This window comes from Streptomyces sp. NPDC003077 (assembly GCF_040611095.1).
Taxonomy (GTDB): Bacteria; Actinomycetota; Actinomycetes; order Streptomycetales; family Streptomycetaceae; genus Streptomyces.
The window spans coordinates 1-25,434 of sequence record NZ_JBEXNM010000099.1; the positions used below are offsets into that span (position 1 = coordinate 1).

A 25,434-nucleotide genomic window follows, 5' to 3' on the forward strand; every position below is an offset into this window, starting at 1 on the left:
TGCACAAGACCAAGAAGAGAACCACTGGGCGCTATGTCGGAATCAAACATGAGGTCAGCATCCGGCCCCCACCCCACCCTGGCAACGGGATTTCGATCGGCCGGCGACCCCGCCGGTGACCGCCGCGCGCATGCGTCGTTCCCACCGTGAACCGGCGTTCCGGGCCCCGCTCCGACCACTCCACGCCGGCGTGGAAGGCCTCATTCCGCCGGTTCGTGTGAAGGGTGCCCCAAGGAGGCCAGGGGCATATGCCGAGCGCACCACCGTATCGGGTCATGCCGAATCCCTTACGGGCGGTCGCAGCCTGTGCAACAGTCGTAACCGGCCCTTCCCTTCAGACCTGGCCTCGGTGCCGCCTGAACACGGAGTACGTCATGCCGTCCCCTCTTTTCGCGGACCGACCACCGGCCCAGCCGCCCGAGCGCGAGGCGGTCGAGGCCCTGATCACGCAGGCCCGCCGATTGCGCGGCGGCCTGGACGCGGTGCGCCGCGAGACCTCGGCCGACGGCGACGACCTCACGGACCCGCGGCTGCGCTGGCAGCGCGCGCTGTGCGACCTCGCCGTCCACCACCTCGACGACGTCGGCGGACACCTCGACCAGCTCCGGGAAGGGCTGCCCAGCAGCGAGCCGCAGGAGGACGAGCAGGAGACGGCCACCGCTCCGGCCGGAGCCGAGGCCCCCGACCACGGCTCCCTGCTGAGCCGGGTGGGCAGCGCCGAGTGGGACCTGCTCACCGACGAGGTGCACTGGTCCGACGAACTCTTCGGCATCTTCGGCAGGGACCCGGCCGACGGCCCGCTGACCCTGGACGAACTGCCGTCCCTGGTGTTCTCCGAGGACCAGGAACGGCTGTCCTCGATGGTCACGGACTGCCTGGTGGACGGCCGTCCGATCGACGGCGAATTCCGCATCGTGCGCGGCGACCTCGCCGTCCGCACGGTGCACATGGTGGGCGAGCCGGTGCTCGACGCCGACGGCGGCACCGCCTGCATGTGGGCGGTGCTCCGCGACGTCAGTGAGCTGCGCCGCAGCCAGCGAGCGGTGCGCGAGACCCGTGACTCGCTGCAGCGCCAGCGGCACTTCGCGCAGACCGAGCACCGGCTTGCGGTCGAGCTGCAGGAAGCCGTGCTGCCGCCGTGGCGCGGCTCCCTGCGGTTCCCGCAAGGCGGCCCGGTCGCCCTGGACCTCGCCGCGCGCTACCTCCCCTCCGGGTCGAGCGCCCTGATCGGCGGGGACTGGTACGACGCCCTCCAGCTCCCGGACGGGCGGACGCTGCTGAGCGTCGGTGACCTCACCGGCCACGGCGCCACCGCCACCTCCGGCATGGCACTGGTGCTCGGCGCGCTGCGCGGCATGGCCGTCTCGGGCCAGGAGCCCGGCCCGCTGATGAGCTACCTCAACCAGTTGCTCGACGTCTCCGCGCAGCCCGCCCTGAGCAGCGCGGTCTGCTGCCGCTTCGACCCCGCGACCCGCCGGCTGCTGTGGGCCCAGGCGGGACACCCCGCCCCGCTGCTCTTCCGCGGCGGGACGGGACGCGCGCTGGATCCCCCGGAGGGGGTGCTGCTCGGCGCGACGACGGGCGCCACCTACACCCAGCGCGAGGAGCGGCTGGCGCCCGGCGACCTGCTGGTCCTGCACACCGACGGCCTCGTGCCGCGCCGCTCGCACGACGCGGACGCCGCACACGAGGGCACGGCACGCCTGCTGTCCCTGGCCCCGCGGTTCACCGCGGCCCGCGGCGCACAAGACTGCGTGCGTGTCATCGCCGAGGAGTTCGGCGGTGCCGAGCGTGAGGACGACGCGTGCGTACTGATCGCCAAGGTGAGCGCGTAGCGGTTCCGACGGTTCCGGTTCCGGTTCCGGTTCCGGCCGGGGGCTCGTTGCCTTGTGCGCCCGCCGCTACGGCGCTCTGACGATGATCAGATCCGCAGGTGCTTGGTCAGCGTCGGGCTCTTGGCCCGCTGCCTGGGCATGGCCCGTTCGATCTCCTCGCGCAGGTCCTGGATCTTGGCGTAGTTCGCGTACTGGCCGGTGAGCCGGTACATCTCGCGCAGCCGGTCCCAGGTGCGGTGCGAGGAGTTCTCCCCGATGGACATCAGCGCCAGGCGGGCGTAGCGGTCGGCCTGTTCCGGGTCGTTGGCGATGAAGCACGCCGAGGCCAGGGAGATGTAGTCGAAGATGGTGGAGCGCTGGCGGCCGGCGTCGCGCAGCCGCAGCGCCTGCTTGGCGTGGCTCTGGGCGATCTTGGCCGCCTTGGGCTCGAACTCGGCGAGCGTGCGGTAGGCCAGCGCCTCCATGCCGTGCATGTCCGCCTCGTCGAACATCTGCATCCAGCTCGGCGGCGGCACGTCCCCCTTGTCGGAGACGAACAGTTCTTCGGCCTCGCCGAGCGTGCGCCGCATCGCCTGCCCGTTGCCCTTGGACGCCTGGGCCCAGGCCTCGACGGTGCGGAGCATGGCGCGGGTGCGCGGCAGCGTCTCGTCCCCGGAGCCGGACTGGGCGAGCTTCATCAGGTCCAGCGCGTCGTCCGGCTGGCCCAGGTGCACCATCTGCCGGGCCGCCCGGGACAGCGCCTCGCCCGCGCGGGGCCGGTCGCCGCCCTCCCGCGCCGCGTGGGTGGCGATGACGAAGTACTTCTGCGCGGTGGGCTCCAGGCCCACGTCGTGGGACATCCAGCCGGCCAGGACGGCGAGGTTGGCCGCCACCCCCCACAGCCTGCGCTGGAGGGGCTGCGGGTGCCGGTAGGCGAGCATCCCGCCCACCTCGTTGAGCTGTCCCACCACGGCCTTGCGCTGCAGCCCGCCGCCGCGGGCCGCGTCCCAGGCGCGGAAGACCTCGACCGAACGCTCCAGGGCGTCGATCTCCTGCGAGCCCACGGGGGCCGCTTCGTAACGGTCGAAACCCACCTGGTCGAGAGGGTTGGCGGAGAAGGGGTCGTCGAAGCGAGGGGCGTCGGCCACCAGGGCCGGGTCGGTGTGGAGCCAGTCGTGCATGGCGCTGCTGAGCGCGGATCCCGCGGCGAGCGCCGCGCCAGCGCTCACCAAGCCGCGTCGGTTGAGCATGAGGTCCATTCCCGTGAATTCCGTGAGGACCGCCGCCGTCCGCTCGGGTGGCCAGGGCAGGCCGTCCGCGGCCTGCCGTTTCCCCGCGCGCCCGGAGCGTCCGAATCCGAGGTCCTCGATGGTTACGACACGGCCGAGGCGCTCGGTGAACAGGGAGGCCAGAACCTTCGGCACCGGATCACGAGGCGTCTCACCCGTGTCGATCCAGCGCCGTACTCGCGAGGTGTCGGTCGCCAGCTGCGGGTGGCCCATGGCCGCCGCATGCCGGTTGACCAGCCTCGCCAGCTCGCCCTTGGACCATCCGGCCAGGCCGAAGAGGTCCGCGAGACGGGTGTTCGGCTCCTTGTCCACGCCAAGCCCCCAGGTTCCTCGACTGAGTTGACAGTAACCGTCTGTTTCGGGCCGGGCGAGCATTCGCCAGGGTTCGCCAGGGTGCGCCAGATGGTCTGCCACCCGCACGTGGTTGTTCCGTAGAAGTGCAGCCCCCGGCCCGGTGCCGGGATCGCATTCCCCAGGGTGCGAACCCTTTGGAGTGGGTCTTTCACGAGCCCTTTCCCCCGGGCCGGGAGCGGTGCAATTCGTCGGCGCACGAAGGGATTCGTCTCACCCATGTACGCAGCATCGTCCGCCGTGACAGTCCCCGCCCGGCCGTACCGCCCGCAGCACACCAGCGGGCCGTATCTCGATCCCTCCCAGTCCTCGGGAGCGGTCCCCGGCCTCCCGGGCGGCCGTCCCCGGCGGGCGCAGGGGGCGGGTTCCCAACCGCTCAGCGGCAGACTCGACCTGTCCGGCCCCCAGGGCGCGCAGCTGCGCGCGGCCGTGGCCGCCGTGCACCGCATCTGCCCGGAGTTCAATCCGGTCCAGGTGCTGCGTCGCAGCGGCAAGTCCGTCCTGCTCGTCGGTTCGACGGGCCGGGCGAGCGCGGTCGCGAAGTGTTTACTGGATCACTCCCCCGTGTGGAAAGAGCGCTTCCGGCACGAAATAGCGGCATATCGGGCGTTCGTGCGCCATCGCCCGCCGGTGCGGGTGCCCCGTCTGGTGGCCGCGGACCCCGAGAACTGCACGCTGGTCCTGGAACGGATGCCCGGCCGCATCACGGCCATGCAGCGGCACCCGTCCGAGACGCCGCCGCGGGCGGACGTGCGGGCGGCGCTGGGCGCCTTCTGCCGGCTGAACCTGTGGCGTCCGCCGTCCGGGATCTTCGATGCCCCGCTGGCGTACGCGGACCGCATCCGGCGGTACCACGACCTGGGCCTCTTGACCGACCGCGATCTGGGCGACCTGCAGAAGCTGCTGCACGGGCTGGCCCACACGCAGGGCCAGTTCTGCCACGGCGACGCGCTGCTGAACAACGTGCTGCTCTCGCCCGCCGGGCCGGTGCTGCTGGACTGGGACAGCGCGGGGTGGTATCTGCCCGGGTACGACCTGGCGACGCTCTGGTCGGTGCTGGGCGACGCCCCGGTGGCGCGGCGGCACATCAGCCAGCTCGCGCAGCAGGCCGGACCGGCCTCGCGGGACGCCTTCCTGGTCAACCTGATGCTGGTGCTCACGGCGGAGATCCGGCGGTACGAGACCGCGGTGCAGCGGACGATGCGTGAGCCCACGCCCCCGGGAGGGCCGGGCACCGGACAGCCCGGTGGCCTCTCGGTGGGCGAGGAGCAGCGGCTGTTGCTGCGCCGGCTGCACGACGACTGCCAGATGGCGCGCCGTGCGGTACGGGCGGCGGTCGGCACCCGCTGATCCACGGGGGAAGACGAGCGGCACGCCCCAGGAGGGGCGTGCCGCTCCGTCGTGTTCGGGGCCGGGTGCCGGGCTCGCGTTCGGTGCCAGGTCCCGGGCTCGCGTTCGGGGCCGGGCGGCGGGCTCCTTGCAGGCTCGGGTGTCGGGGCCTTTTCGTGCGGTCTCCGTACGTTCTCGGCCGACGGGTGATTGACGGGTGGTCGAACACCCGGTAGCTCTGGTGCGGTTCCGCACCGCGCGCCCGTATGCGCACATCCGTCACACCGACCCGGAACGGTCCGGACCGAGGAGGCCGCATTGCGAGGATCCGCCCCGGAAGAAGGCCCTGAGCAAGGCACCGAAGAAACCGAGAGAACCACGCCCCGTCCTGCTCTGCGGCGCCCCCTGACCCGCAGGGCCGCCACCGCCGTCGCCGCCGCCGCGCTGCTGCTGCCCCTGATCTCCGCCGCGCCGTCCGCCGGCGCCGACGCACCGCCCCCCGCCGACGGTCTCCAGCAGGCGTTCGCGCACGCCGCCGAGCGGTACGACGTTCCGCTGAACGTGCTCCTCGGCGTCTCGTACCTGGAATCGCGCTGGGACGGGCACGGCGGCGCGCCCAGCGTGTCCGGCGGCTACGGCCCGATGCACCTGACCGACGCGCGCACGGCACTGGCCGGCCTGCCGCACCACAGCGACGCTGACGAGGATCCGCGCGGCGACGAGTCCCGCGCCCGGAAGGCGCCGTCCACCCGAAAGGCCCCGTCCTCCCGGAAGCTTCCGGCGGACCTCCGGGTGCCCGAGCGGCTGCGGACGCTGGAGCGGGCCGCCCGGCTCACCGGTCTGCCCGCCGAGCGCCTGCGGTCCGACCCGGCCGCGAACATCAGCGGCGGCGCCGCGCTGCTCGCCGACGAGCAGCGCCGGCTCGGCCTGCGGCCCGGCCCCGATCCGGCCGACTGGTACGCGGCGGTCGCGCGGTACGGGAGCGGGACGGACGGCGCCGGTTCCGGTTTCGCCGACGAGGTGTTCGCGGTGCTGCGGCAGGGCGTCACCCGGACGACCGACGCGGGGCAGCGCGTGGCCCTCGCCGGTGCGCCGGACCTGCGGCCGGACGCCACGCAGCTGCGCCGGGCCGGAACGCGGGCGGCGCCGTCCGGGCGGCTCACAGGGGATGACGACCTGGAGTGCCCGCGCCGGGTCGCCTGTGTGGCCGTTCCCGCCCCGTACGAGGAGTTCGGGGACGGCGACTACGGCAATCACGACAAGTCCGACCGGCCCGAGGACCAGAGCATCGACACGATCGTGGTCCACGACACCGAGGCGACCTGGGAGCAGACGCTCAAGCTCGTCCAGGACCCCACGTACGTGTCCTGGCACTACACCATCCGGTCGGCCGACGGCCTGATCGCCCAGCACGTTCCCACCAAGGACGTCGCCTGGCACGCCGGCAACTGGTACGTCAACAGCCACTCCATCGGCATCGAGCACGAGGGCTTCCTGGCGCAGCCGGACGCCTGGTACACGGAGGCGATGTACCGGGCGTCGGCCCGGCTGGTGCGGTACCTGGCGGACGAGTACGACCTGCCGCTGGACCGGCAGCACATCATCGGGCACGACAACGTCCCCGGCACCACGCCGGCCACGATCAAGGGCATGCACACCGATCCCGGTCCGTACTGGGACTGGGCGCACTACTTCGAGCTGCTGGGCGAACCGTTCACCCGCACCGCGGGCCCGCACGGCGGCCTCGTCACCATCCGTCCCGACTACGACCGCAACCGGCCGGTCTACACGGACTGCCAGAAGGCGGGCGAGGTGTGCGCGCCGCACGGTTCGACGGCGGTCCGGTTGCACACCGAGCCGAGCGGGACCGCGCCGCTGGTGAAGGACATCGGGCTGCGCCCGGACGGCAGTCCCTCGACCACCGGCGTCAACGACACCGGCGCCCGCGCCTCCACCGGCCAGCGGTACGCGGTGGCGGAGCGCCGGGGCGCGTGGACGGCGATCTGGTACCTGGGGCAGAAGGCGTGGTTCCACAACCCGTGGTACCGGCCCACCGCCGTGGACGCCAAGGGGCTGGTGGCGACGCCGCGGGCCGGGCTCGCCGAGATCCCCGTCTACGGCCGGGCCTACCCGGAGGCGTCGGCCTATCCGCCGGGTGTCCCGGTCCAGGCCCTCACCCCGCTGCCGTACAAGCTGCTGTCCGGGCAGCGGTACGCCATCGGTGAGCGGGTGCGCGGCGAGTACTTCTACTCGCCGACGTTCGACAGGTCCCGGCAGGTGGTCGTGCGCGGGAACGAGGTGTACTACGAGATCCAGGTCGGGCACCGGGTGGGGTACGTCCGGGCCGCGGACGTGGAGGTGCGCCGCTCCGACCGGTAGCGGGGAGGTACGCGAACGGGCCCGTCCTGGCGGCGGGCCCGTGGCGTGTGGTCGCTCGTGCGGCGGCGGGGTGGCGCGGCTCAGCCCTGCTGGAACATCTCCGCCGGCAGCGGCTTGAGGAGCGCGTACAGGTCGTCGGTGATCGGCCGGTCCCAGCTCGCGATCGTGACGAGGACGCCGTCGCTGCGGTCGAACTGGACGCAGGAGATCCGGCTCTCCGAGCACTTGACGCGCTTGACGATCAGCAGGTTGTCGTCGTGCATCACGGGGGTGTCCTCGACGGAGACCACCGCGACCGGCTCGTCGTTGCCGAGCGCCGCGAGGAGCTGCGCGACCTCGAACGGCACCTGGCCCTCCTCCACCTCGCGCGCGGGCGAGTTCTCCGGGAGGTTGCCGATGATCATCGCGGTGCCGCGCCCGCCGAACAGGTCGTACCGGAGGAAGACGCCCTGGCAGCTCCCGTCCGGCGCGGGGAGCAGCCCCGCGCCGAGGTTGCCGGGCCAGTCACCGGGGTCCATGGCGAGCACGTCGAAGTCGGGACCGGCGGGCGTGGCTGCGCTGCGGCGGCGGAGGAAGGACATACCGCCATCGTACGTGCCCCGCCGGGGCGCCCGCGCGCACGGTACCCGGTGCCGACGCGTCCCTGACAGGGGGGTGCCGACGCGGCCGGGGCGGGGGTGCCGCGGCGGATCCCTGGGAGGGGGAACGGGCGGGGCGGAACACGCGACGGCAGACGCGGGCCGGGGTGGCGTTCGGGGGCGTGCCGACAGTGGTCCGGAGACCGCGTCGATGACGTTCCGATGGCGGAAGGCCGCTCACACACGCACCCCAGGCCTCGGCGCACGCGTCCTCTCTCCCATGACGCACACTCTCAACCTCTGGCGGGCCGGATGCGGTTCCGTGCCGGCGGACGTCTGGCGCCACCCCGAGCTGCGGGTGCTGATCCTCGCGGACAACGGGCTGACGGAGGTCCCGCCCGAGATCGGCCGCCTCCAGGCGTTGCGCACCCTCGATCTCGGGCACAACGCCCTGTCCCGGCTGCCCGACGAGATCGGCGGGCTCACCGGCCTGACGCACTGCCTCTACCTGCACGACAACCGGCTCACCGCGTTGCCGGACACGCTGGGACGGCTGGACCGGCTCGGCTACCTCAACGTCGGGGACAACCCGCTCGGCCGGCTGCCCGACTCGCTCGGCGACATGGCGGCGCTCGTGGAACTGCGGGCCCAGCGCGCCGAGTTGGACGAGCTCCCCGCGTCACTCGGACGGTTGACGCGGCTGCGGGAGCTGTGGCTGCGCGGGAACGCGCTGTGCGAACTGCCCGCCACGTTCGCCGCGCTGCGCGAGCTGCGGGTGGTGGAGCTGCGGGAGAACGCGTTCGCCGAGGTGCCCGGGGCGCTGCGCGGACTGCCCGTACTGCGGCAGGTGGACCTGCGCGGCAACCGGCTGCGGGAGATCCCGGAGTGGCTGGCGGAACTGCCGTCGCTGGAGAAGCTGGACCTGCGGTGGAACGCCGTCGAGGACGACGCGGCACCGGTCCGGGCTCTGCGGGGGAAGGGGTGCGTCGTACTCGTCTGAGTGAGTCCGCTCATGAAAAAGGGCCGGTCCGCGATCCGCGGCCGGCCTTTTCGCTGCGCCAACCCGCAAGCGGTGGTGGCGGCTTGGTACCCTCAGAGATTGTCTCGCGAGATAAGCACAAACAAAAAACCCTACACTGAGAGTGTATCAAGCGACATGGCAATCAGTCAAGAAGAGCCCTTCGGTCCGCCCGCTGCGCCCATGGGGCCCGTTGCGTCCGCTCGGGAATCCGACGAGCCCATGGGGCGCGCCTCCTCCCTCACCACCGAACCGGCCCGGGACGAAGGCCGCGTCGCCGTCACCGCCTCGGCCGCCACTCCGCTGAGCCATGCCCTGGCGACCGAGCAGGCCCGGCTCTCCCTCCTGTACCGGCGGCTCGACGCCGCCCGGGAGGAGGCCGCGTCCGCGCTGCGCGCCGTGCAGTTGGGGGGTGCCGACGGCGGCACCCGGCAGGCCATGGTCGAGCGCGAGGTGGCCGCCGGGGAGTACGCCCGTACGCTCGCCCGCCTGAACGGGGTGGAGAACGGCCTGTGCTTCGGCAGGATCGACGTCAAGGCGGACCAGCCCGGGGAGAGCGGAGAGACGGCCCCGGTCGAGGCGCGGTACATCGGGCGCGTGGGCCTGCGCGGCGAGGACCGGGAGCCGCTGCTGATCGACTGGCGGGCACCGGCCGCCCGGCCCTTCTACACCGCCTCGCCGGGCGCCCCCGGCCCCGTCCTGCGCCGCCGCCACCTGCACACCCGGGCGCGCACCGTCACCGACCTCGACGACGAGGTCTTCGACCTGGACGGGCTGAGCGAGCGCGACCGGCGTGGGCTGGTCGGGGAGGCGGCGCTGCTGGCCGCGCTGCGGCGGGGGCGGACCGGCCGGATGACGGACGTGGTCGCCACCATCCAGACCGAGCAGGATCGGGTGATCCGCTCGCGGCTGCCGGGCGTGCTCGTCGTCCAGGGCGGTCCCGGCACCGGCAAGACCGTGGCCGCGCTCCACCGCGCCGCCTACCTGCTGTACACCCACCGAGGGACGCTGGCCCGCCGCGGGGTGCTGGTCATCGGCCCCAACGCCACCTTCCTGCGGTACATCGGCCGGGTGCTGCCCTCGCTCGGGGAGACGGACGTGGTGCTGACGACGCTCGGCGGGGTCTTCCCCGGCGTGCGGGCCACGGCGGTGGACGCGCCGCCGGCCGCGGTGGTCAAGGGGGATCTGCGCATGGCGCGGGTGATCGAGACGGCCGTGCGGGACCGGCAGCGGGTGCCGGACGGGGACGTGCGGATCGAGGTCGAGGGCTTCCGGGCCGGGGAGACCGAGACCGTGCTGCTGCGGGCCGCGGACTGCCGGCGGGCACGGGACCGGGCGCGCGCCCTGAAGGCGCCGCACAACGTGGCGCGCAAGCGCTTCGTCCTCGACGTGCTCGACGCGCTCGTACGGGAGCGGGCGCGCGCGGCCGGGCTGCCGCTGGACGACGAGGAGCTGCGCCACGCGCCCGCGGAACTGTGGCGGCAGCCCACGGTCCGCGCGGCCTGCGACGCGCTGTGGCCCTCGCTGACGGCGCGGGACGTGGTGGGCGCGCTGCTGTGCGAGCCGGAGCGCCTGGCGCGCGCCGCGCCCGGCCTCACCGAAGCGGAGCGGACGGCGCTGCTCCGCCCGCCCGGCGCACCGGAGTGGACGGTCGACGACGTGCCCCTGCTGGACGAGGCCGCGGAACTGCTCGGCCCCGACGACTCGGCAGACTGCGCGGAGCGGGCCCGGCGGCGCGCGGCGGAGCAGGAGTGGCGGGACGAGGTGCGGTACGCCCGGGAGGTCCTGGAGGTGACCGGCGTCGCAGAGACCGGCCTGGTGGACGCCGCCACGCTCGCCGGGCGGCACCACGACGCGGGCCCCGCGCGCACCACCGCGGACCGCGCCGCCGCCGACCGCTCCTGGACGTACGGGCACGTGATCGTGGACGAGGCCCAGGAGCTGTCGCCGATGGCCTGGCGGATGGTGATGCGGCGGGTGCCCACCCGTTCGATGACGGTGGTGGGGGACGTGGCGCAGACCGGGAGCCCGGCCGGGGCCCGCTCCTGGGGCGAGGTGCTCGACCCGTACACCGGCGGGCGGTGGCGCGAGGAGCGGCTGACGGTCAACTACCGCACGCCGGCCGAGGTGATGGAGCTGGCCGGCGAGGTACTGGCGGCGGTGGCGCCCGGCCAGGAGCCGCCCGAGTCGGTCCGCGCGGAGGGGTTCGCCCCCAGGGGGATACGGGCGCCGAAGGGGCGGCTGGCGCACGAGACCGTGCGTGCCGTCGTCGGCGAACTGGCCGGGCTGCGGGAATCCGGAGGCGGGCGGCTCGCGGTGATCGCGGCCGGGCGCGCGCTGCCCGCGCTGGCCGCCGCGCTCCCGGACGCGGCCCGCGGCGGCGCCCCCGAAGCGCTGGACGCCCCCGTCGTCCTGCTGACCGCCGGACAGGCCAAGGGCCTGGAGTTCGACCGCGTGGTGCTGGCCGACCCGGAAGGGATGCTCACCGCTTCACCCAAGGGGGGCCACGATCTCTACGTCGCCCTCACACGGGTGACGCGCAGGCTGACGGTGGTGTACGAGGGGGACCTGCCGGAGGTGCTGGGGCGATTGGGGGACGTGTAGCGCCAGGAGCGAGAGCCGGGGCTGCCCGGTCGCCGGGGCGCGGCTCACTTGGTGATCAGGGGGTGAGGGGTACGGGCCGGTGACTCGTCCCGGCCCCTCGTCCCCTCGCGTTCACGTCAGGTCGAACTCGCCGTCCTGGGCGCCCAGGACGAACGCGCGCCACTCGCCGGGGGTGAAGACCAGCGCGGGGATCTCCGGACTGCGGCGGTTGCGCATCGCTATATAGCCTTCGACGAAGGCGACCTGGACGTTGCCCATCCCCTGGCTACTGGACTGCCACTGGGCGTTGCTGAGGTCGAGCTCGGGCCTCGTGCCACCCGCAGGCCGTTCCTCGATGATGCCTTCGGCCACGTCGCTGCTCCTCCCGGTTCGTCATCCGCCCGTCAGCCTAATCACTGGGCCCGGTCGCGGACAGGTCACGTGTGCGGGATCCGCGGGGAAAGCCGAGGGGCGGGTCGGGATGTCTGCCGCGGGCCGGTCGGAGGTCGGCGTGCCCTGGCGGACGGGCTGAGGGGTGGGCCCCGTACGGAGCAGCAGCGCACGCAGGGTGGCGGCTTTCCGCGCAGGCTGGGAGGGCGGGGAGATCCGGCGGGCGCGTTTCCGTCTGACGGGTGCGTTTCCGCCGGACGGGTGGGCGGGCGGGTGCCGCGCGTCGTTTCGTCTCGTCTCCCCTCGTCTCGTTTCGTCTCGTCTCCCCTCGTTCCGTCTCGTTTCGTCTCGTCTCGTTTCGTCGATATGTCGACCACGGTTCGTCGCCGGGCAGGGCCGACTGCCGGATCGAATGCCCGCGGCTCACCCAGTCCCCTGGGACCCACAGGTCCCCAGATCTCCGAATCCCCACGTCTCCGGATCGGTATGCCGACATATCGGCACACCTGCTCGTTTCCCCCGGCCGGTACGGGAGTCAGGACGCCATGACCGCATACGGGTATCACGCCTCGCACGAGCAGTTTCCGCCGGCCGAGTTGCTGGCCCTGATACGGGCGGCGCAGGACGCGGGCTTCGGGACCGGGATGTGCTCGGACCACTTCGCGCCGTGGAGCGCCCGGCAGGGGCATTCCGGGCACGCGTGGGCCTGGCTCGGGTCCGCGCTGGCCACGACCGAGCTGCCCATGGGCGTGGTGACCGCCCCCGGGCAGCGTTACCACCCCGCCGTCCTGGCGCAGGCCGCCGCGACGCTGGCGCAGATGTTCCCCGGGAGGCTGTGGGTGGGGCTGGGCACCGGGCAGGCGCTCAACGAGCACGTGACCGGGGAGCCCTGGCCGGCGAAGGAGGTGCGGACGCGGCGGCTGGAGGCGTGCGTGGAGGTGATCCGCGCGCTGTTCGCGGGCGAGACCGTGTCGCACGACGGGCTGGTACGCGTGGACCGGGCGCGCTTGTGGTCGCTGCCCGAACGGCCGCCGATCCTGCTCGCGGCGGCGGTCACCCCGGGGAGCGCCGCGCGGGCCGCCCGCTGGGCCGACGGTCTGGTCACCGTCAACCAGCCGGACGAGGCCCAGGTGGACACCCTGACGGCCTACCGGGACGCGGGCGGGCGGGGGCCCGCCGTCCTCCAGGCGCACCTGTCGTGGGCGCCGTCCCGGGCAGCCGCGCTGGAGGCGGCGCACGACCAGTGGCGAGAGGTCGCGCTCGGTGGCGACGTGGCGTGGGAGCTCCCGCTGACCGAGCACTTCGAGCAAGCGGCCCGGATGGTCGACGCCTCGCATATGGAGGGTGCCGTCCACGTCTCCGACGATCTCGCCCGGCACACCGCCTGGCTGTCCCGGCAGGGCGAGGCGGGTTTCGACGAGGTGCTGCTGCATCAGGTGGGCACCGACCAGCTCGGCTTCCTGGAGGCGTTCGGCAGTGAGGTGCTCCCGGAGCTGAACTCGTGACGTCCGGCGTGAGATCCGGCGTGACATCTGGCCGGCACGGTGGTTCCGGGGGCACGGACACCACCGGTCCGGCGGCCTCTTCCGATCCCGAGGGCACGTATCCGCCCCTGCGGGACCTCGCCTTCCTCTCCGATTGCCGGACCGCCGCCCTCGTCGGCCCGGACGGCACGGTGGAGTGGCTGTGCGCGCCCCGGTTCGACGCGCCGAGCGTGTTCGCCCGTCTGCTGGACCGGCGGGTCGGCGGCGGCTGGGAGCTGTCGCTGCCGGACGCGCGGGAGGCCCCCGAGCGGCGTTACGCCGGTCCGACGATGGTCCTGGAGACGCGCTGGACCACGCCGGACGGCGAGGCCGCCGGGTACGACTTCCTCGCCGCCCGGCCGCCGGGCGAGGCGGACCACCGCGGCATCGTGCCGGGTGGCGCGCTGGTCCGGTGGGTGCGCTGCGTCCGCGGACGGGTGCGCGTGCGGCATCGCGTCGACGCCCGGCCCGACTACGCCCGGCGCGCCGCGCGCTGGGCCGCCGACCCGGAGACCGGCGGACTGCTGGACGACGAGGCCGGGCTCCGGCTCACCGCTGCCTCGGGGAGGGAGCCCGGCGAAGCCCCGGGAGCCGGAGCGGGCGGTGATGACCAGGAGGCGGCGCCGGTACCGGTCTCCGCGGACGGAACCGGCGTCGTCACCATCGAGGCCACCCTCCACGAGGGCGAGTCCCTGGCCGTGGAGCTCGGTTACGACGGCGCGGGGCGGCAGGCGGCGAGCGTCTCGCGCGCCCGCCGCCTGCTGGAGGAGACGCTGCTTGCCTGGCGGCGCTGGCGCTCGCGGGACCCGTACCAGGGGTACGGCGCGGAGCACGTGGGGCGCAGCGCGCTCGTCCTGCGCGGCCTGATGGCCAGCGGCACCGGCGCGCTGATCGCGGCGCCGACCACCTCGCTCCCCGAGTGGCCGGGCGGCGAGCGGAACTGGGACTACCGCTACGTGTGGCACCGGGACGCGGCCCTGGTGATCCTCGTCCTGCTGCGGCTGGGGCACCGGGCGGAGGCCGGGAAGTACCTGCGGGCCCTGCTGGGGCACTGCACCGCCTCGCGCGGCCTCCTCACTCCGATGCTGGGCATCGACGGCCGTACGGAGAGCGAGGAACGGACGCTGGACCACCTGGAGGGCTACCGGGGCTCGCGGCCGGTCCGCCACGGCAACAGCGCGTACCGCCAGCACCAGCTCGACGTGTACGGGCAGGTGCTGGACGCCGCCCTCGTCTACCAGCAGGTCACCGACGGGACCGATCAAGGGCTCGGCGACGGGGAACGCGCGGCCCTGCACGCCGTGGTGGACACTGTCTGCCGCCTCTGGCGGGAGCCGGACCACGGCATCTGGGAGATCCGGAACAGGCCGCGCCACTGGACGAGTTCCAAGCTGTACGCCTGGGTCTGCCTGGACCGGGGCATCCGGCTGGCCGAACTGACCGGCGACACCCGGCCCCCGCTGGAGACCTGGCGCACCCAGCGGGCGGAGGTGCGCGCGGACCTCCTGGCCAACGGGCACGACGGGACCGGGGCGTTCGTGCAGTCCTACGGCGCGCCGAACACGGACGCCTCCCTGCTGCGGCTCTCCCTCCTCGGCTTCCTGGACGGCAAGGACCCGCGGATGCTGGCCACGATCGACCGCGTCGAGGCCGAGCTGGGCGAGGACGGCTGGCTCGTCCACCGCTACGACCCGGAGGTCACCGACGACGGCCTGGCCGGTCCGGAGGGCGGATTCCTGCTCTGCTCGTTCGACATGGTCTCGGCCCTGGTGCTGGCCGGGCGCCGCGACGAGGCGCGACGGCGCTTCGATGCGCTGTGCGCGCGGGCGGGACCTCTGGGGCTGTACGCGGAGGAGATGACGGCGGACGGCACGATGCTCGGCAACCATCCGCAGGCGTTCACCCACCTCGGCCTGATCGAGGCGGCGATGAACCTGGACGGGGCCGAGGACGAGGAAGCCCTGCACTCCTGGGCCAGTCGGGGGGAGCGTTCCGGGGGGTGAGCGGGGCGGTGGGTCGGCGCGGGCGGGTCCCGCGCTGCCACGGGCTGAGGCAGCGGCCGACATCGGCCCGGGGGCCGCCCTGGTGTCCGCCCGGCCTCGTGCATCACCCGCCGTCCGCCCGGCCTGAGGCATCACCCGTCGTCCGCTCAGCACTGAGGTATCACCCGTCGCCTGCCCGGCGGTCGTCCCGGTCCGAGACACCGCCCGGACGACCGCCCGGACGGCTGCCCCAATACCGCCCCGCTCCGGTACGCCGCCCCGAACGTCACCCCGGCCCGAGGAACGTGCGGACCGCGTCGAGGAATTCGCGGGGGCGCTCCTCGTGGACCAGGTGGCCGGCGCCGTCGATGGTCAGGAGGCGGCTGTCGGGGATCAGCTCGGCCAGGTCGGTCATGTGCTGCTGCGGAATGGGGCTGGTCGGTCCGCCGCCGATCACCAGGGTCGGGGCGGTGATCCGCGCGGGTGCCTCCCACCAGGCCGGGTCCGGCGCGTTGCGGTGGGCGACCACCGCGACCTTGGCCTGCCAGTCGAAGGCGAGCGGTCCCGGTGGCGGCGGGGGCACCTCCTGGGGCGGGTCGCCCGCCACCGGCGGCGGTGACTCCTCCAGGACCAGCCGTTCCACCAGGTCCGGCCGCTCGGCGGCAGCCAGCAGAGCCACCATGCCGCCCAGCGAGTGGCCGACGAGCGTCGCCCGTTCCAGCTCCAGCGCCCGCAGGAAGCCGATGGCGTCGTCCCGCCAGTGCGCGAAGCCGTACTCGCCCGGCCAGTCACTGTGGCCGTGACCGCGTTGATCGAGCGCGTACACGCGGTGCGTGGTGGCGAGCTGGCCGACGACGCCGCGCCAGTCCTCGCCGTCCTCGCCGAGGCAGTGCAGCAGCACGGCCGGCGGCGCGTCCGCCTCTCCCCAGCACCGATAGGCCAACCGGACCCCGCCGACCTGGACTTTCCGGACGTCAGTCATGCGCTCACGCTACCCAGGGGCGCGGTGGGCCCGAACCCTTGACGCGTTCGCCCACCGCTGATTACTTGGTCCCGCACGCAGCAACCGAATGATCGGTCGGGACGGGGCGGTGATTCTTCATGCCGGGCAGCACGACGGACACGGCGAGGGACGGCGCGGCGGGCGGAGGGACGGGCTCCGGCGCGGCTCAGGGAACGGGACCTCAAGGATCGGGGCCTCAAGGATCGGGAGCCGGTAGGACGGACCGGCCCTCTGGTGTCGGTGCGGCGGTGCCCCGACCAACGTCCCCACTCGACAGCGCCGAACGGCTCGGCCCCGACGAGCTGCGCGACCTGCAACTCCGCCGCCTCCGCGACTCCCTGCGCCACGCCTACGCGAACGTCCCGTTCTACCGCCGGGCCTTCGACGAGGCGGGCCTGCGGCCCGAGGACTGCCGCTCGCTCGCCGACCTCGCCCACTTCCCCTTCACCGTCAAGGACGACCTGCGCGCCCACTACCCCTTCGGGATGTTCGCCGTGCCCGAGACCGCGATCCGGCGGCTGCACGCCTCCAGCGGGAGCACGGGCCGCCCGACCGTCGTCGGCTACACCGAAGGGGACCTGTCCACCTGGGCAGACCTGATGGCCCGCTCGATCCGCGCGGCCGGTGGCCGGCCCGGGCACAAGGTGCATGTCGCGTACGGGTACGGGCTGTTCACCGGGGGTCTGGGCGCGCACTACGGAGCCGAGCGGCTGGGCTGCACGGTCATTCCGGCGTCCGGCGGGATGACCGCCCGCCAGGTCCAGCTGATCCGGGACTTCCGGCCCGAGATCATCATGGTGACGCCCTCCTACATGCTGACGCTCCTGGACGAGTTCGAACGGCAGGGCGTCGACCCCCGCACGACCTCGCTGAAGGTGGGCATCTTCGGCGCCGAGCCGTGGACGGGGCGGATGCGCCGCGAGATCGAGGAGCGGTTCGCGATCGACGCGGTGGACATCTACGGCCTGTCGGAGCTGATGGGGCCGGGCGTCGCGCAGGAGTGCCGGGAGAGCAAGGACGGCTTGCACATCTGGGAGGACCACTTCTACCCGGAGGTCGTCGATCCGGTCACGGGCGAGCCGCTGCCGGACGGGGAACCCGGCGAGCTGGTGCTCACCTCGCTCACGAAGGAGGCGATGCCCCTCGTGCGGTACCGCACCCGCGACCTGACGCGACTGCTTCCGGGCACCGCCCGGCCCGCCTTCCGGCGCATGGACCGCATCACCGGCCGCAGCGACGACATGGTCATCCTGCGCGGGGTCAACCTCTTCCCGGCGCAGATCGAGGAGATCGTCCTCGACACGCCCGGCATCGCCCCGCACTTCCAGTTGCGGCTGACCCGCGAGGGCCGGATGGATCACCTCACCGTCCGGGCCGAGGCGTATCCGGACGCGACACCGGAGGTGCGCACGGCGGCGGTGGGCCGGATCGCCCAGCGCGTCAAGGAGGGCATCGGCGTGTCGATCGCCGTCGAGATCGTCGACCCGGGGACGCTGGAGCGCTCGGTGGGCAAGATCAAGCGCATCGTGGACGCCCGCCCGCGCGCGTAGCGGCCCCGGAGTCCACCCGCCGCGCACGGCCTCCGGGAGGCCGGCCGCGAGAGCCCCGTACCTGTGCGTACGAAGCTTCGCGCGGCGACCGGACTTCCCGGGTGCCGTGGCCGGGTTTCCCGCGCGCGGCGAGCAGGCTCCCGCGCGCGGCACCGGCCGGGGAACCCGGCCCCGCGGTCCCCCGTGGGCCCGGGAAGGTCCGGGCCCAGTCCACGGGGCCGGGTCGGTCAGGGCATCACCTCACCGCCGGGCGTCTCACCCATGGACGCTGGTGATCACCGCGAAGGTCGCGCCGAAGGGGTCCCGCAGGAACGCGAACCGGCCGTACTCCATGGACATGACCTCGGTCCGCATCGTCGCGCCGAGCCGTGTCGCCTCGGCGACCGTGGCGTCGCAGTCGGCCACCTCGAAGTAGGGACTCCACTCCGATATGCCGCCCTGGGCGATCTCGTCGGCGGGCAGTCGCATGATGCCGCCCTGGGTGGAGTCGTCGTCCCCCGTGGCCGGCCGGACGACGGAGTACGTCATGTGCTCGCCCACCGGCGTCTCCTCGGTCCGCCACGCGAACACCGTGCCGTAGAAGCGCTTCGCGGCCTCCGCGTCCGTGGTGAACAGCTCCGTCCAACACAGGGTGCCGACTTCGTTGACCACCCCCAGGCCCGGGTGGTCGCGCGGCTGCCAGACGGAGAACCTGGCGCCCACCGGGTCGGTGAAACCGGCCATCCGGCCGGAGGTGAAGACGTCCATCGGCTGGAAGCGGACCGTACCTCCGGCCTGCTCCACGGCCTTGGCCGTGGCGTCCGCGTCCTGGGTGTGGAAGTACACGTTCCAGGCGGCGCGGTCGCCCTTGTCCACCAGCGGGCCGATGCCGGCGACGTACTTCCCGTCCAGGGCGAACATGCCGTAGCCGCCCGCGTCCGGTCCGGCCGAGTGGTGGGTCCAGCCGAAGACGGAGCCGTAGAAGGCGGCGGCTGCCTCGGTGTCGGGCACGCCCAGGTCCAGCCAGTTCGGCGCACCCGGGACGAATGATGTGCTGAGCATGGTGCGTTCCTCTCACTGTGGTCGTGACGTGGTCGGCCCCGGGCTGTCCCGGACCCGCCGCGCCGGTCTGGTGCGGCTTCTTCGCTTCCTTTGGTTTCCTTGGTTTCCTTTCGTTTCTTTTGTCGCTTCGGTTCCTTTGCTGTGCTCCTGTTCGGCACTGCCGTGTTCCTGCTCGGAACTGCCGCATTTCCGTTCGGCATTGCGGTGGCGCGGTGGTGTCATGCGGCGCGTGCCACGGCCGTACGGGGCGACCGCACGGCCCGTCCCACGGCCGGTCTCCCGGCCCCGCGGGCGGTGGATTCGGGGGCACGACCGCCGCCAATCCTCAGCATGACAGGGGGCACTGACAACGGCCGTCGGAGCGATCTCGGCAGGGCTCCCAGGCCCGCCGCGACCTGCGGAAACACCGCGTCCCCCCGTACCGGGCGCGGCCCCTCACCCCTCCCCGGACGGACCGCCGAACCGGTCGCGCAGCGCGCGCTTGAGCACCTTGCCGCTGGCGTTGCGCGGCAGTTCGGGGACGAACAGCACGCGCTTGGGCACCTTGAAAGGGGCGAGCCGTTCCCGGGCGAAGGCGATCAGTTCCTGTTCGCCGGGCCCGGCCGGCCCCCGCGTCGCGGGAACGACCACGGCGGTCACCGCCTCGATCCACCGCTCGTCCGGCAGTCCCACCACCGCCGCCTCGGCGACCCCCGGGTGCTCGTACAGCACTTCCTCCACCTGTCGCGAAGGAATCAGCACACCACCGGAGTTGATGACGTCCTTCACCCGGTCCACGACCGTGAAATACCCCTCGGCGTCGCGCACCGCCAGATCGCCCGAGCGGAACCAGCCGTCCCGGAACGCCGCCGCCGTCTCCTCGGGCTTGTCCCAGTACCCGTCGCACAACTGGGGTGAGCGGTAGACCACTTCGCCGGGCGTCCCGTCGGGCACCTCCCGGCCCTCCTCGTCCACCACCCGTGCCTCCACGAACAGCACCGGCCGTCCGCAAGAGGCCATCCGCCCTTCGTGTTCGTCCGGTCCGAGCACGGTGGCGAGCGGCCCGATCTCGCTCTGGCCGAAGCAGTTGTAGAAGGCGAGGCCGGGCAGCCGGGCGCGCAGGCGTTCCAGGACGGGGACCGGCATGATCGAGGCGCCGTAGTACGCCTTGCGCAGCGCGCTCAGGTCGCGGGTGGCGAAGCCGGGGTGCCGGGTCAGGCCGATCCACACGGTGGGCGGGGCGAAGAGGCTGTCCGCCCGCCCCGCTTCCACGAGTTCGAGGAGACGGTACGGGTCGGGCGCGTCCAGGAGGGTGTTCTCCGCGCCGACCGCCAGGTACGGCATCAGGAAGACGTGCATCTGGGCGGAGTGGTACAGCGGCAGGGCGTGGACCGGGCGGTCGGTCTCCTTGAGGTCCAGCGCGGTGATCGCGGAGGCGTACTCGTGGACGAGGGCGCGGTGGGTCATCATCGCGCCTTTGGGGAGGGCGGTGGTGCCCGAGGTGTAGAGGAGCTGGACGAGGTCCGCCGGTTCGCTCTCGCCCACCAGAACCGAGACCACGCCCTCGGGACGGTCCGTCAGCCGCTCCAGCAGCGACCCGGTGGCGTCGCGCAGCGGCAGGGTGCGGACGGAGGCGGGCAGGTGGTGGGCGATTCGCGGATCGGTGAGCACCAGCGCGCTGCCGGACTGCTCGATGATGTAGCGCAGTTCGTCGCCCGTCAGGTGGTGGTTGACGGGGATGTGCACCAGGCCCGCGCGGGCGCAGGCGAGGAAGCCGATCAGGTAGGCGTCGGAGTTGTGGCCGTACGCGGCGACCCGGTCACCGTCGCGCAGGCCGCTGTGCAGCAGGATCCCGGCGGCCCGCGTCACCGCCTCGTCCAGTTCCCGGTATGTCCAGGCGCGGGTGCCGTACCGCAGCGCCGTGCGCTCCGGCACCCGTCGCGCGCTGCGTCGCAGCACCGCGTCCACCGTGTTGCTCCCCGCCGGCGTCATGGCCGCGATCCTGGGGACGGACCCCGGCCCGGTCAAGAGCCGGGACGGATGCCGGGACCCGTTCCGGTCGGTCCGGTCACGAACCGGAACGGCCGGCCGGCCGGCCGGAGACGGACCGCCTACGGTGCGGCCGGGCGCAAAGCAATGCGGTGCGGTGGGCCCCAACGGCGGGAGAACGGCCCGCATAGCGCTGGTCCGCGGCACATTCGCTCCACAAAAGCGGCCGGGCGACCGGCCGGTGTCAGCCGGAGTCCTTGATGATGCGTGCCATCGTCATGCACAGGTCGTCGAGCAGCCCCTCCATCGGCGGCGGATCGGCCTCCGGGGGTGCGGTGACGGCGTCCTCAAGCTTGGCCCTCAGCTCCACAAGACGGGGGTCGGCCGTGGTGTGCGTCTCCAGGACCGCGAGCGTGCGCCGAGCGGCGTCGACGCACCGGAGGGGCGGGTAATCGTCCGGTTCCTCCAGTAGCCCCCGGCCGACGCTGAGCAGGTAGGCGGCGAGCGAGGTCAGGTCTTCGTGCAATCTCCGGTGGTCGGTGTCGGCCGACGTCGTCATGTTCGATCACCTCTCGTCTGGCGCGGCGCTGGGACGGCTGGGGCGGGCCGACCGGTCGGGACCGGTGGGACGGCCCGGCGGGGCGTGGTCGGCAGCGGGGCCGCACGGCCCGCGGCATGTGCGGAACTCGCGCTTATTGGTGCCCCATGCCGTGTACGTGGCCGGTAAAAGATCAGTTTTCCATCAACATGGCCGCATACCGTTGTCCGGCGCGCTGAGCGCACGGACGCGTAAAGCACGGGCGCGTAAAGATCGCCCACAACGTCCGCAGAGTGGTGCGGATTCACGACGCGGGCGTCACCGGCACAACCCGCGGTGCACCGAGCGGGCGGTGTAAGGGGACAGAAAGAGGGATATGAACGCCGGGGTGGCAGAAGGTGAACGCGCGCCGGGTATGTCGGAAGCATGACTGACGAGCCATCGCCTGATTCCCCGGTGCCGGGAATCGCCCCCGAGCAGTTCCTGCGGATGATTACCACTCGTAGCGTCATGCGCACCTACTCCGAAAGGCCCATCGCCCCGCAAGTCGTCGACGCGCTGTTGCAGGGAATGGAATCGGCCCCCAACGCCGCGAACACTCAAGCGTGGTCGTTCGTCGTCGTCCAGGACCCGCGAAACATCCGGCGGCTGCGGAGTTTCGCCCCCGGGGTGTTCGGCGTTCCCGCCCTGGTGGTCATGGCGTGTACGGACAACAGCCGCGGCCTTGAGGAGGAGGCGGACAAAGCGGCCAGAAGCATGTGCGTGGCCATGGCGGTGGAGAATCTGCTGCTCACCGCGCACGCGCACGGTCTGGGCGGGTGCCCCGTCCACAGTTTTCGCCCGGAGGCCCTGCGGCTCCTGTTCGACCTGCCTTCCTCGATCGAGCCGGTGCTGCTGGCCCCGATCGGTTACCCCGCGAGCGAACCCCGCCCCTCCCGGCGTCGGGCCCGCAAGGAATTCATCAGCTATGAAACATACGGGCAGCACACGCCCGTGTCGCGCACTCGTTGACGGAGAATTCGGGAAATCCCGCGCGGACGTGCAGCTTTTCGTCAGGTGTAGAGCGCGTCGGCCACGGTGAAAAGGTCGACGATGTCGCCGTCCTCGTCCACGGCGTGCCGGCCCGGATCGCGGAAGTAGGGGTAGGCCCATTGGCCGTGCGTGTCGATGTTGAGCAGCCGCTCCAAGGGATACAGGCCGACAAGCTCTCCGGAGATATCGTCCCGGTCGGCCTTTATTTCCCGGAGTATCTTTCTGCTCTGCTCGAAGAGCTTCCACTCGGAATGGTTCTCGACCGCGACACCGATGCCGCAGGCACCGTCTTCGTGGACGTTGGCGGCGCGCAACTCCTCGACGATATAGCTGGCGGGGCCGAACGCGGCCAGGTCCGATGGAGGGTCGAGGCTCAGCAGGAGTTTCCATACCGGGTCCCCGTCGGCGAGCACCGCTGCCAGCTCGTCGGCGGAAGGGACGCTGCCCTGACGGACGGCCCTGCGCAGGTGCGGCGCGAGTTCGCCCAGCGCGGAGGACTCCTTGACGACGACGTCCGCCCGCCCCGTCCCGGCGAGCTCGACCTCCAGGCGTTCCCGGAAGAAACCCGCGGTCAGCGCGTGCCGGTCATCGACCGTACGGAACCACTCAAGGGTCAGCTCGGGGCTGAGCAGTCCGCCGCGGAAGGCGTCCAGCAGGTACAGGTAGTACTGCACCCGGGGTATGTCGATGGTGATGTTCAGCGGTACCGCGCGGGGCAGCACGGCGGCCACGTCGGTGATGAGGCGGGTCCGCCGCAGCACCGACTCGTACTCGTACAGGGACAGCTCCGGAGCCGCCTCGATCGCGGCCAGGCGGCAGCGGAACGGAGCGCTCTGGGCGTGCAGGAGGTCGACCCGGCCGCCCTGCTCGTCCCGGCCCCACAGCGTCCCGCTGCTGAACAGGCACGGGCCGGTCACCAGGTTGATCTCCTCGACGCCGGGCGTCTCGGCGGGCAGGTGCTTGGCTCCCATCAGATGGACGAAATGCCGCTGCGGGCCGAGGCATGCCTCCGCGAAGATGACGGCGGTACCCGCCCCCATGTCGATGCTCAGTGCCCCGTCCCCCGCCATCGGCCGCGCGGTGCCGAAAACCCGGCCGAGCTGGTTGACCCGGTGTGCGGCGCGCGCCGAGGCCCGGTGCAGGGCCGAGCCGTCCGTGGGCCCGTCCGTCAGCGATACGAAACGGGCCGCCGTCATCCCGGGAACGGGTGGACAGCCGTCCACCTGCGGCATCGTGCTCCGTCGCACCCGCGGCAGTTCCGTCTGCCGGGACGGGTGGCACACCACGGCGATGGCCGGATCGGGTCGTATGTCGGGGGCGCTGTACATGGTGGATCTCCCGCACGGCGCCGGCGTCCCCCGCTGAGAGGGTGCTGACCGGCGCCGGGATCGGATCGTGGACGGAAACGGCGGTTCGACACACTTTCCCTCCCAGTCACCCACGATCTTCTTGCTTCCTCCACACGGAGCAGTCCCGCGTTGAGCCGTCCGGGTGATTGCCGACGCCGGTCTCGGGGCTGCGGCTTTCGCTCCGTCCGGGTGATTGCCGACATCGACCTCGGGCTGCGGCTTTCGTGCCGTCCGGGTGCTTGCGGACGCCGATCTCGGGCTGCGGCTTTCACGCCGTCCTGGCAGCCGGCGACTCGGCGTACGGAAGCGGTGAGCCCGGGGAAACCGGCCCGTGACCTGCGGCGGCGCGGGGCCGCGCGGCCTAAGCCATCTACGTGCCCTACGAGACGCTCCGTTCGCCGCCCCGCCCACGCCGCTGCCGCAGGGCCGCGACCCGGCGGTACAGCGCGACCGCCTCGGCGGAGCGGCCCAGGTGCTCCAGGCACTGGGCCTCGTCGCCGCGGCTGGCGAGGGCGTCGAGGTGGTCGGCGCCCAGCACCCGTTCGCGGGCGTCGGCGACCTCGTGGTAGACGGTCAGCGCCTCCTGCCAGCGGCCCAGCCAGCCCAGGGCGACGGCGATCTCGCGGCGGCTGACGAGGGTGTCGGGGTGGTCGGCGCCGAGGACGCCCGCGCGGGCGGCGGCCACCGACCGCGCCTCGGCCAGCGCCTCCTCCCAGCGTCCGAGACGGCCGAGGTTGACGCCGAGGCCGTGCCGGGCGCGCAGGGTCTCCGGGTCGCGCGGCCCCTGTGCGCGGGTCCGGGCCTCGACGAGGTCGCGGTAGAGCTCCAGCGCCTCGGCGCTGCGGCCGAGCCTGCCGAGGCTGATGCCGGTCTCGTGGAGGGCGGCGAGGGTGTCGGGGTGGTCGGCGCCCAGCGCCTGCGCGCGTCCGGCGGCGACCTCTCGGTAGATCCGCAGCGCCTCCTGCCACTGCCCCAACTGGCCCAGTACGTACGCGACTTCGTACTGCGTGACGAGGGTGTCCGGATGCTGCGGTCCCAGTACGTGGGCACGGGCTTCGGCCACGTCCCGCGCCATGCGGTACGCGTCCTCCAGCCGGCCCAGGCGGCTGAGGTTGAAGGCGAGGTTGTGGCGGCAGCGCAGGGTGTCGGGGTGGTCGGGGCCCATGGTGCGCTCCCGGGCGGCGAGCACCGACACGTACGCCTCGTGGGCCTCGAAGTGACGGCCCAGGCGCCCGAGGGCGTAGGCCGTCTCCTGGCGCGCGGCGAGGGTGTCGCCGTGGTCGGCGCCGAGCGTGCGGGCGCGGGCCGCGGCGACCTCCTCGTACGCCCGCAGCGCCTCCGCCGCGCGGCCGGTGCGGCTGAGCGCGAAGGCCACCTGGAACCGGCTGGCGAGCGTGTCGGGGTGCTCGGGACCGAGCGCGTGCGCGCGCTCGGCCGCCACCGCGCGGTGCACCTCGCCCGCCTCCTCCCAGCGCCCCAGCCGCCCCAGGCTCAGCCCGGCGTTGTGGCGGGCCGCCAGGACGGCGAGGTGTTCCGCCGAGGGGGACGAGGGGCCGGGCGCCGGAGCGTCGTCGGGCTCGGCGAGCGGCGGCGGGCCGCCCGTCCAGGAGTCGGTGAGCTGGGCGGACCGGTCCCCGGGCGCGGTGGCCCGCGGCCCTGACCGGCGCGCCGGCGAGCCGGTGCTCATGCCGCGGGTCCAGCCGGGCAGGCGCCCGGC

Annotated in this window: 18 protein-coding genes; 9 read left to right on the forward strand and 9 right to left on the reverse strand. The window is 73.1% G+C overall.

Annotated elements, in window-relative coordinates; genetic code table 11:
- The first annotated feature begins 374 nt into the window (after nt 1–374).
- Nucleotides 375–1,835 (forward strand): SpoIIE family protein phosphatase, encoded by a 1,461-nt coding sequence (locus ABZX96_RS35670; RefSeq protein ID WP_355552987.1) that lies wholly within the window; start codon nt 375–377, stop codon nt 1,833–1,835.
- An 86-nt stretch (nt 1,836–1,921) separates the two neighbouring features.
- Here ABZX96_RS35670 and ABZX96_RS35675 read toward each other — a convergent pair whose 3' ends face one another.
- A complete protein-coding gene (locus ABZX96_RS35675; protein ID WP_355552989.1) occupies nt 1,922–3,415 on the reverse strand; it encodes a hypothetical protein in 1,494 nt (497 codons plus the stop codon).
- Nucleotides 3,416–3,673: 258 nt separating this feature from the next.
- Here ABZX96_RS35675 and ABZX96_RS35680 point away from each other — a divergent pair, with 258 nt between their 5' ends.
- Both ABZX96_RS35680 and ABZX96_RS35685 read left to right on the forward strand, forming a co-directional pair.
- Nucleotides 3,674–4,804: an aminoglycoside phosphotransferase family protein gene (locus ABZX96_RS35680; protein WP_355552992.1), complete on the forward strand. Its 1,131-nt coding sequence runs from the start codon at nt 3,674–3,676 to the stop codon at nt 4,802–4,804.
- Between the two features lie 372 nt (nt 4,805–5,176).
- On the forward strand, nt 5,177–7,162 hold the full coding sequence (locus tag ABZX96_RS35685; RefSeq protein ID WP_355553033.1) for an N-acetylmuramoyl-L-alanine amidase: 1,986 nt from the start codon (nt 5,177–5,179) through the stop codon (nt 7,160–7,162).
- Nucleotides 7,163–7,242: 80 nt separating this feature from the next.
- Here ABZX96_RS35685 and ABZX96_RS35690 read toward each other — a convergent pair whose 3' ends face one another.
- The gene (locus tag ABZX96_RS35690; RefSeq protein ID WP_355552995.1) at nt 7,243–7,743 is read right to left on the reverse strand and encodes a hypothetical protein; all 501 of its coding nucleotides are present in this window, start codon (nt 7,741–7,743) and stop codon (nt 7,243–7,245) included.
- Nucleotides 7,744–8,020: 277 nt separating this feature from the next.
- On the opposite strand from ABZX96_RS35690, the gene ABZX96_RS35695 reads away from it, so the two are divergent.
- Complete coding sequence (locus ABZX96_RS35695; protein WP_355552998.1) at nt 8,021–8,740, forward strand: leucine-rich repeat domain-containing protein; 720 nt, start codon at nt 8,021–8,023, stop codon at nt 8,738–8,740.
- 240 nt (nt 8,741–8,980) lie between these two features.
- On the forward strand, nt 8,981–11,362 hold the full coding sequence (locus ABZX96_RS35700) for a hypothetical protein (RefSeq protein WP_355553000.1): 2,382 nt from the start codon (nt 8,981–8,983) through the stop codon (nt 11,360–11,362).
- Nucleotides 11,363–11,473: 111 nt separating this feature from the next.
- On the opposite strand, the gene ABZX96_RS35705 is transcribed toward ABZX96_RS35700, so the two are convergent.
- Nucleotides 11,474–11,713, reverse strand: a complete 240-nt coding sequence (locus ABZX96_RS35705; protein ID WP_355553002.1) for a DUF397 domain-containing protein — start codon at nt 11,711–11,713, stop codon at nt 11,474–11,476.
- A gap of 563 nt (nt 11,714–12,276) precedes the next feature.
- On the opposite strand from ABZX96_RS35705, the gene ABZX96_RS35710 reads away from it, so the two are divergent.
- Both ABZX96_RS35710 and ABZX96_RS35715 read left to right on the forward strand, forming a co-directional pair.
- A complete protein-coding gene (locus tag ABZX96_RS35710) occupies nt 12,277–13,236 on the forward strand; it encodes a TIGR03885 family FMN-dependent LLM class oxidoreductase (RefSeq protein ID WP_355553005.1) in 960 nt (319 codons plus the stop codon).
- Nucleotides 13,237–13,256: 20 nt separating this feature from the next.
- A complete protein-coding gene (locus ABZX96_RS35715) occupies nt 13,257–15,257 on the forward strand; it encodes a glycoside hydrolase family 15 protein (RefSeq protein WP_355553007.1) in 2,001 nt (666 codons plus the stop codon).
- A gap of 265 nt (nt 15,258–15,522) precedes the next feature.
- Here the strand turns inward: ABZX96_RS35715 and ABZX96_RS35720 are convergent, their stop codons facing one another.
- Nucleotides 15,523–16,218: an alpha/beta hydrolase gene (locus ABZX96_RS35720; RefSeq protein ID WP_355553009.1), complete on the reverse strand. Its 696-nt coding sequence runs from the start codon at nt 16,216–16,218 to the stop codon at nt 15,523–15,525.
- Between the two features lie 269 nt (nt 16,219–16,487).
- Here ABZX96_RS35720 and paaK point away from each other — a divergent pair, with 269 nt between their 5' ends.
- Entirely contained in the window at nt 16,488–17,789 is a 1,302-nt protein-coding gene (paaK, locus tag ABZX96_RS35725) for a phenylacetate--CoA ligase PaaK (RefSeq protein ID WP_355553012.1), read from the forward strand.
- Nucleotides 17,790–18,044: 255 nt separating this feature from the next.
- On the opposite strand, the gene ABZX96_RS35730 is transcribed toward paaK, so the two are convergent.
- From ABZX96_RS35730 to ABZX96_RS35740, 3 genes are all read right to left on the reverse strand, one after another.
- A complete protein-coding gene (locus ABZX96_RS35730; protein WP_355553015.1) occupies nt 18,045–18,830 on the reverse strand; it encodes a VOC family protein in 786 nt (261 codons plus the stop codon).
- A gap of 435 nt (nt 18,831–19,265) precedes the next feature.
- Nucleotides 19,266–20,801 (reverse strand): acyl-CoA synthetase, encoded by a 1,536-nt coding sequence (locus tag ABZX96_RS35735; protein ID WP_355553018.1) that lies wholly within the window; start codon nt 20,799–20,801, stop codon nt 19,266–19,268.
- A gap of 241 nt (nt 20,802–21,042) precedes the next feature.
- Nucleotides 21,043–21,357 carry a DUF6092 family protein gene (locus ABZX96_RS35740; RefSeq protein ID WP_355553021.1) on the reverse strand — a complete coding sequence of 105 codons (315 nt, stop codon included), beginning with the start codon at nt 21,355–21,357 and terminating at the stop codon, nt 21,043–21,045.
- Between the two features lie 405 nt (nt 21,358–21,762).
- Between ABZX96_RS35740 and ABZX96_RS35745 the strand changes: the two genes are divergently transcribed.
- Nucleotides 21,763–22,347: a nitroreductase family protein gene (locus tag ABZX96_RS35745; RefSeq protein ID WP_355553024.1), complete on the forward strand. Its 585-nt coding sequence runs from the start codon at nt 21,763–21,765 to the stop codon at nt 22,345–22,347.
- A 41-nt stretch (nt 22,348–22,388) separates the two neighbouring features.
- On the opposite strand, the gene ABZX96_RS35750 is transcribed toward ABZX96_RS35745, so the two are convergent.
- Both ABZX96_RS35750 and ABZX96_RS35755 read right to left on the reverse strand, forming a co-directional pair.
- Nucleotides 22,389–23,696: a hypothetical protein gene (locus ABZX96_RS35750; protein ID WP_355553027.1), complete on the reverse strand. Its 1,308-nt coding sequence runs from the start codon at nt 23,694–23,696 to the stop codon at nt 22,389–22,391.
- Between the two features lie 400 nt (nt 23,697–24,096).
- Nucleotides 24,097–25,434, reverse strand: a 1,338-nt coding sequence (locus ABZX96_RS35755; protein ID WP_355553030.1) for a tetratricopeptide repeat protein, incomplete at its 5' end; no start/stop codon positions are given.

Coding starts and splice junctions, on each gene's coding strand:
- ABZX96_RS35750 (WP_355553027.1), bottom strand. CDS start 23,696: ATGTACAGCGCCCCCGACATACGACCCGATCCGGCCATCGCCGTGGTG.
- ABZX96_RS35690 (WP_355552995.1), bottom strand. CDS start 7,743: ATGTCCTTCCTCCGCCGCCGCAGCGCAGCCACGCCCGCCGGTCCCGAC.
- ABZX96_RS35720 (WP_355553009.1), bottom strand. CDS start 16,218: ATGACTGACGTCCGGAAAGTCCAGGTCGGCGGGGTCCGGTTGGCCTAT.
- ABZX96_RS35700 (WP_355553000.1), top strand. CDS start 8,981: ATGGGGCGCGCCTCCTCCCTCACCACCGAACCGGCCCGGGACGAAGGC.
- ABZX96_RS35710 (WP_355553005.1), top strand. CDS start 12,277: ATGACCGCATACGGGTATCACGCCTCGCACGAGCAGTTTCCGCCGGCC.
- ABZX96_RS35670 (WP_355552987.1), top strand. CDS start 375: ATGCCGTCCCCTCTTTTCGCGGACCGACCACCGGCCCAGCCGCCCGAG.
- ABZX96_RS35695 (WP_355552998.1), top strand. CDS start 8,021: ATGACGCACACTCTCAACCTCTGGCGGGCCGGATGCGGTTCCGTGCCG.
- ABZX96_RS35680 (WP_355552992.1), top strand. CDS start 3,674: ATGTACGCAGCATCGTCCGCCGTGACAGTCCCCGCCCGGCCGTACCGC.
- ABZX96_RS35740 (WP_355553021.1), bottom strand. CDS start 21,357: ATGACGACGTCGGCCGACACCGACCACCGGAGATTGCACGAAGACCTG.
- ABZX96_RS35730 (WP_355553015.1), bottom strand. CDS start 18,830: ATGCTCAGCACATCATTCGTCCCGGGTGCGCCGAACTGGCTGGACCTG.
- ABZX96_RS35745 (WP_355553024.1), top strand. CDS start 21,763: ATGACTGACGAGCCATCGCCTGATTCCCCGGTGCCGGGAATCGCCCCC.
- ABZX96_RS35735 (WP_355553018.1), bottom strand. CDS start 20,801: ATGACGCCGGCGGGGAGCAACACGGTGGACGCGGTGCTGCGACGCAGC.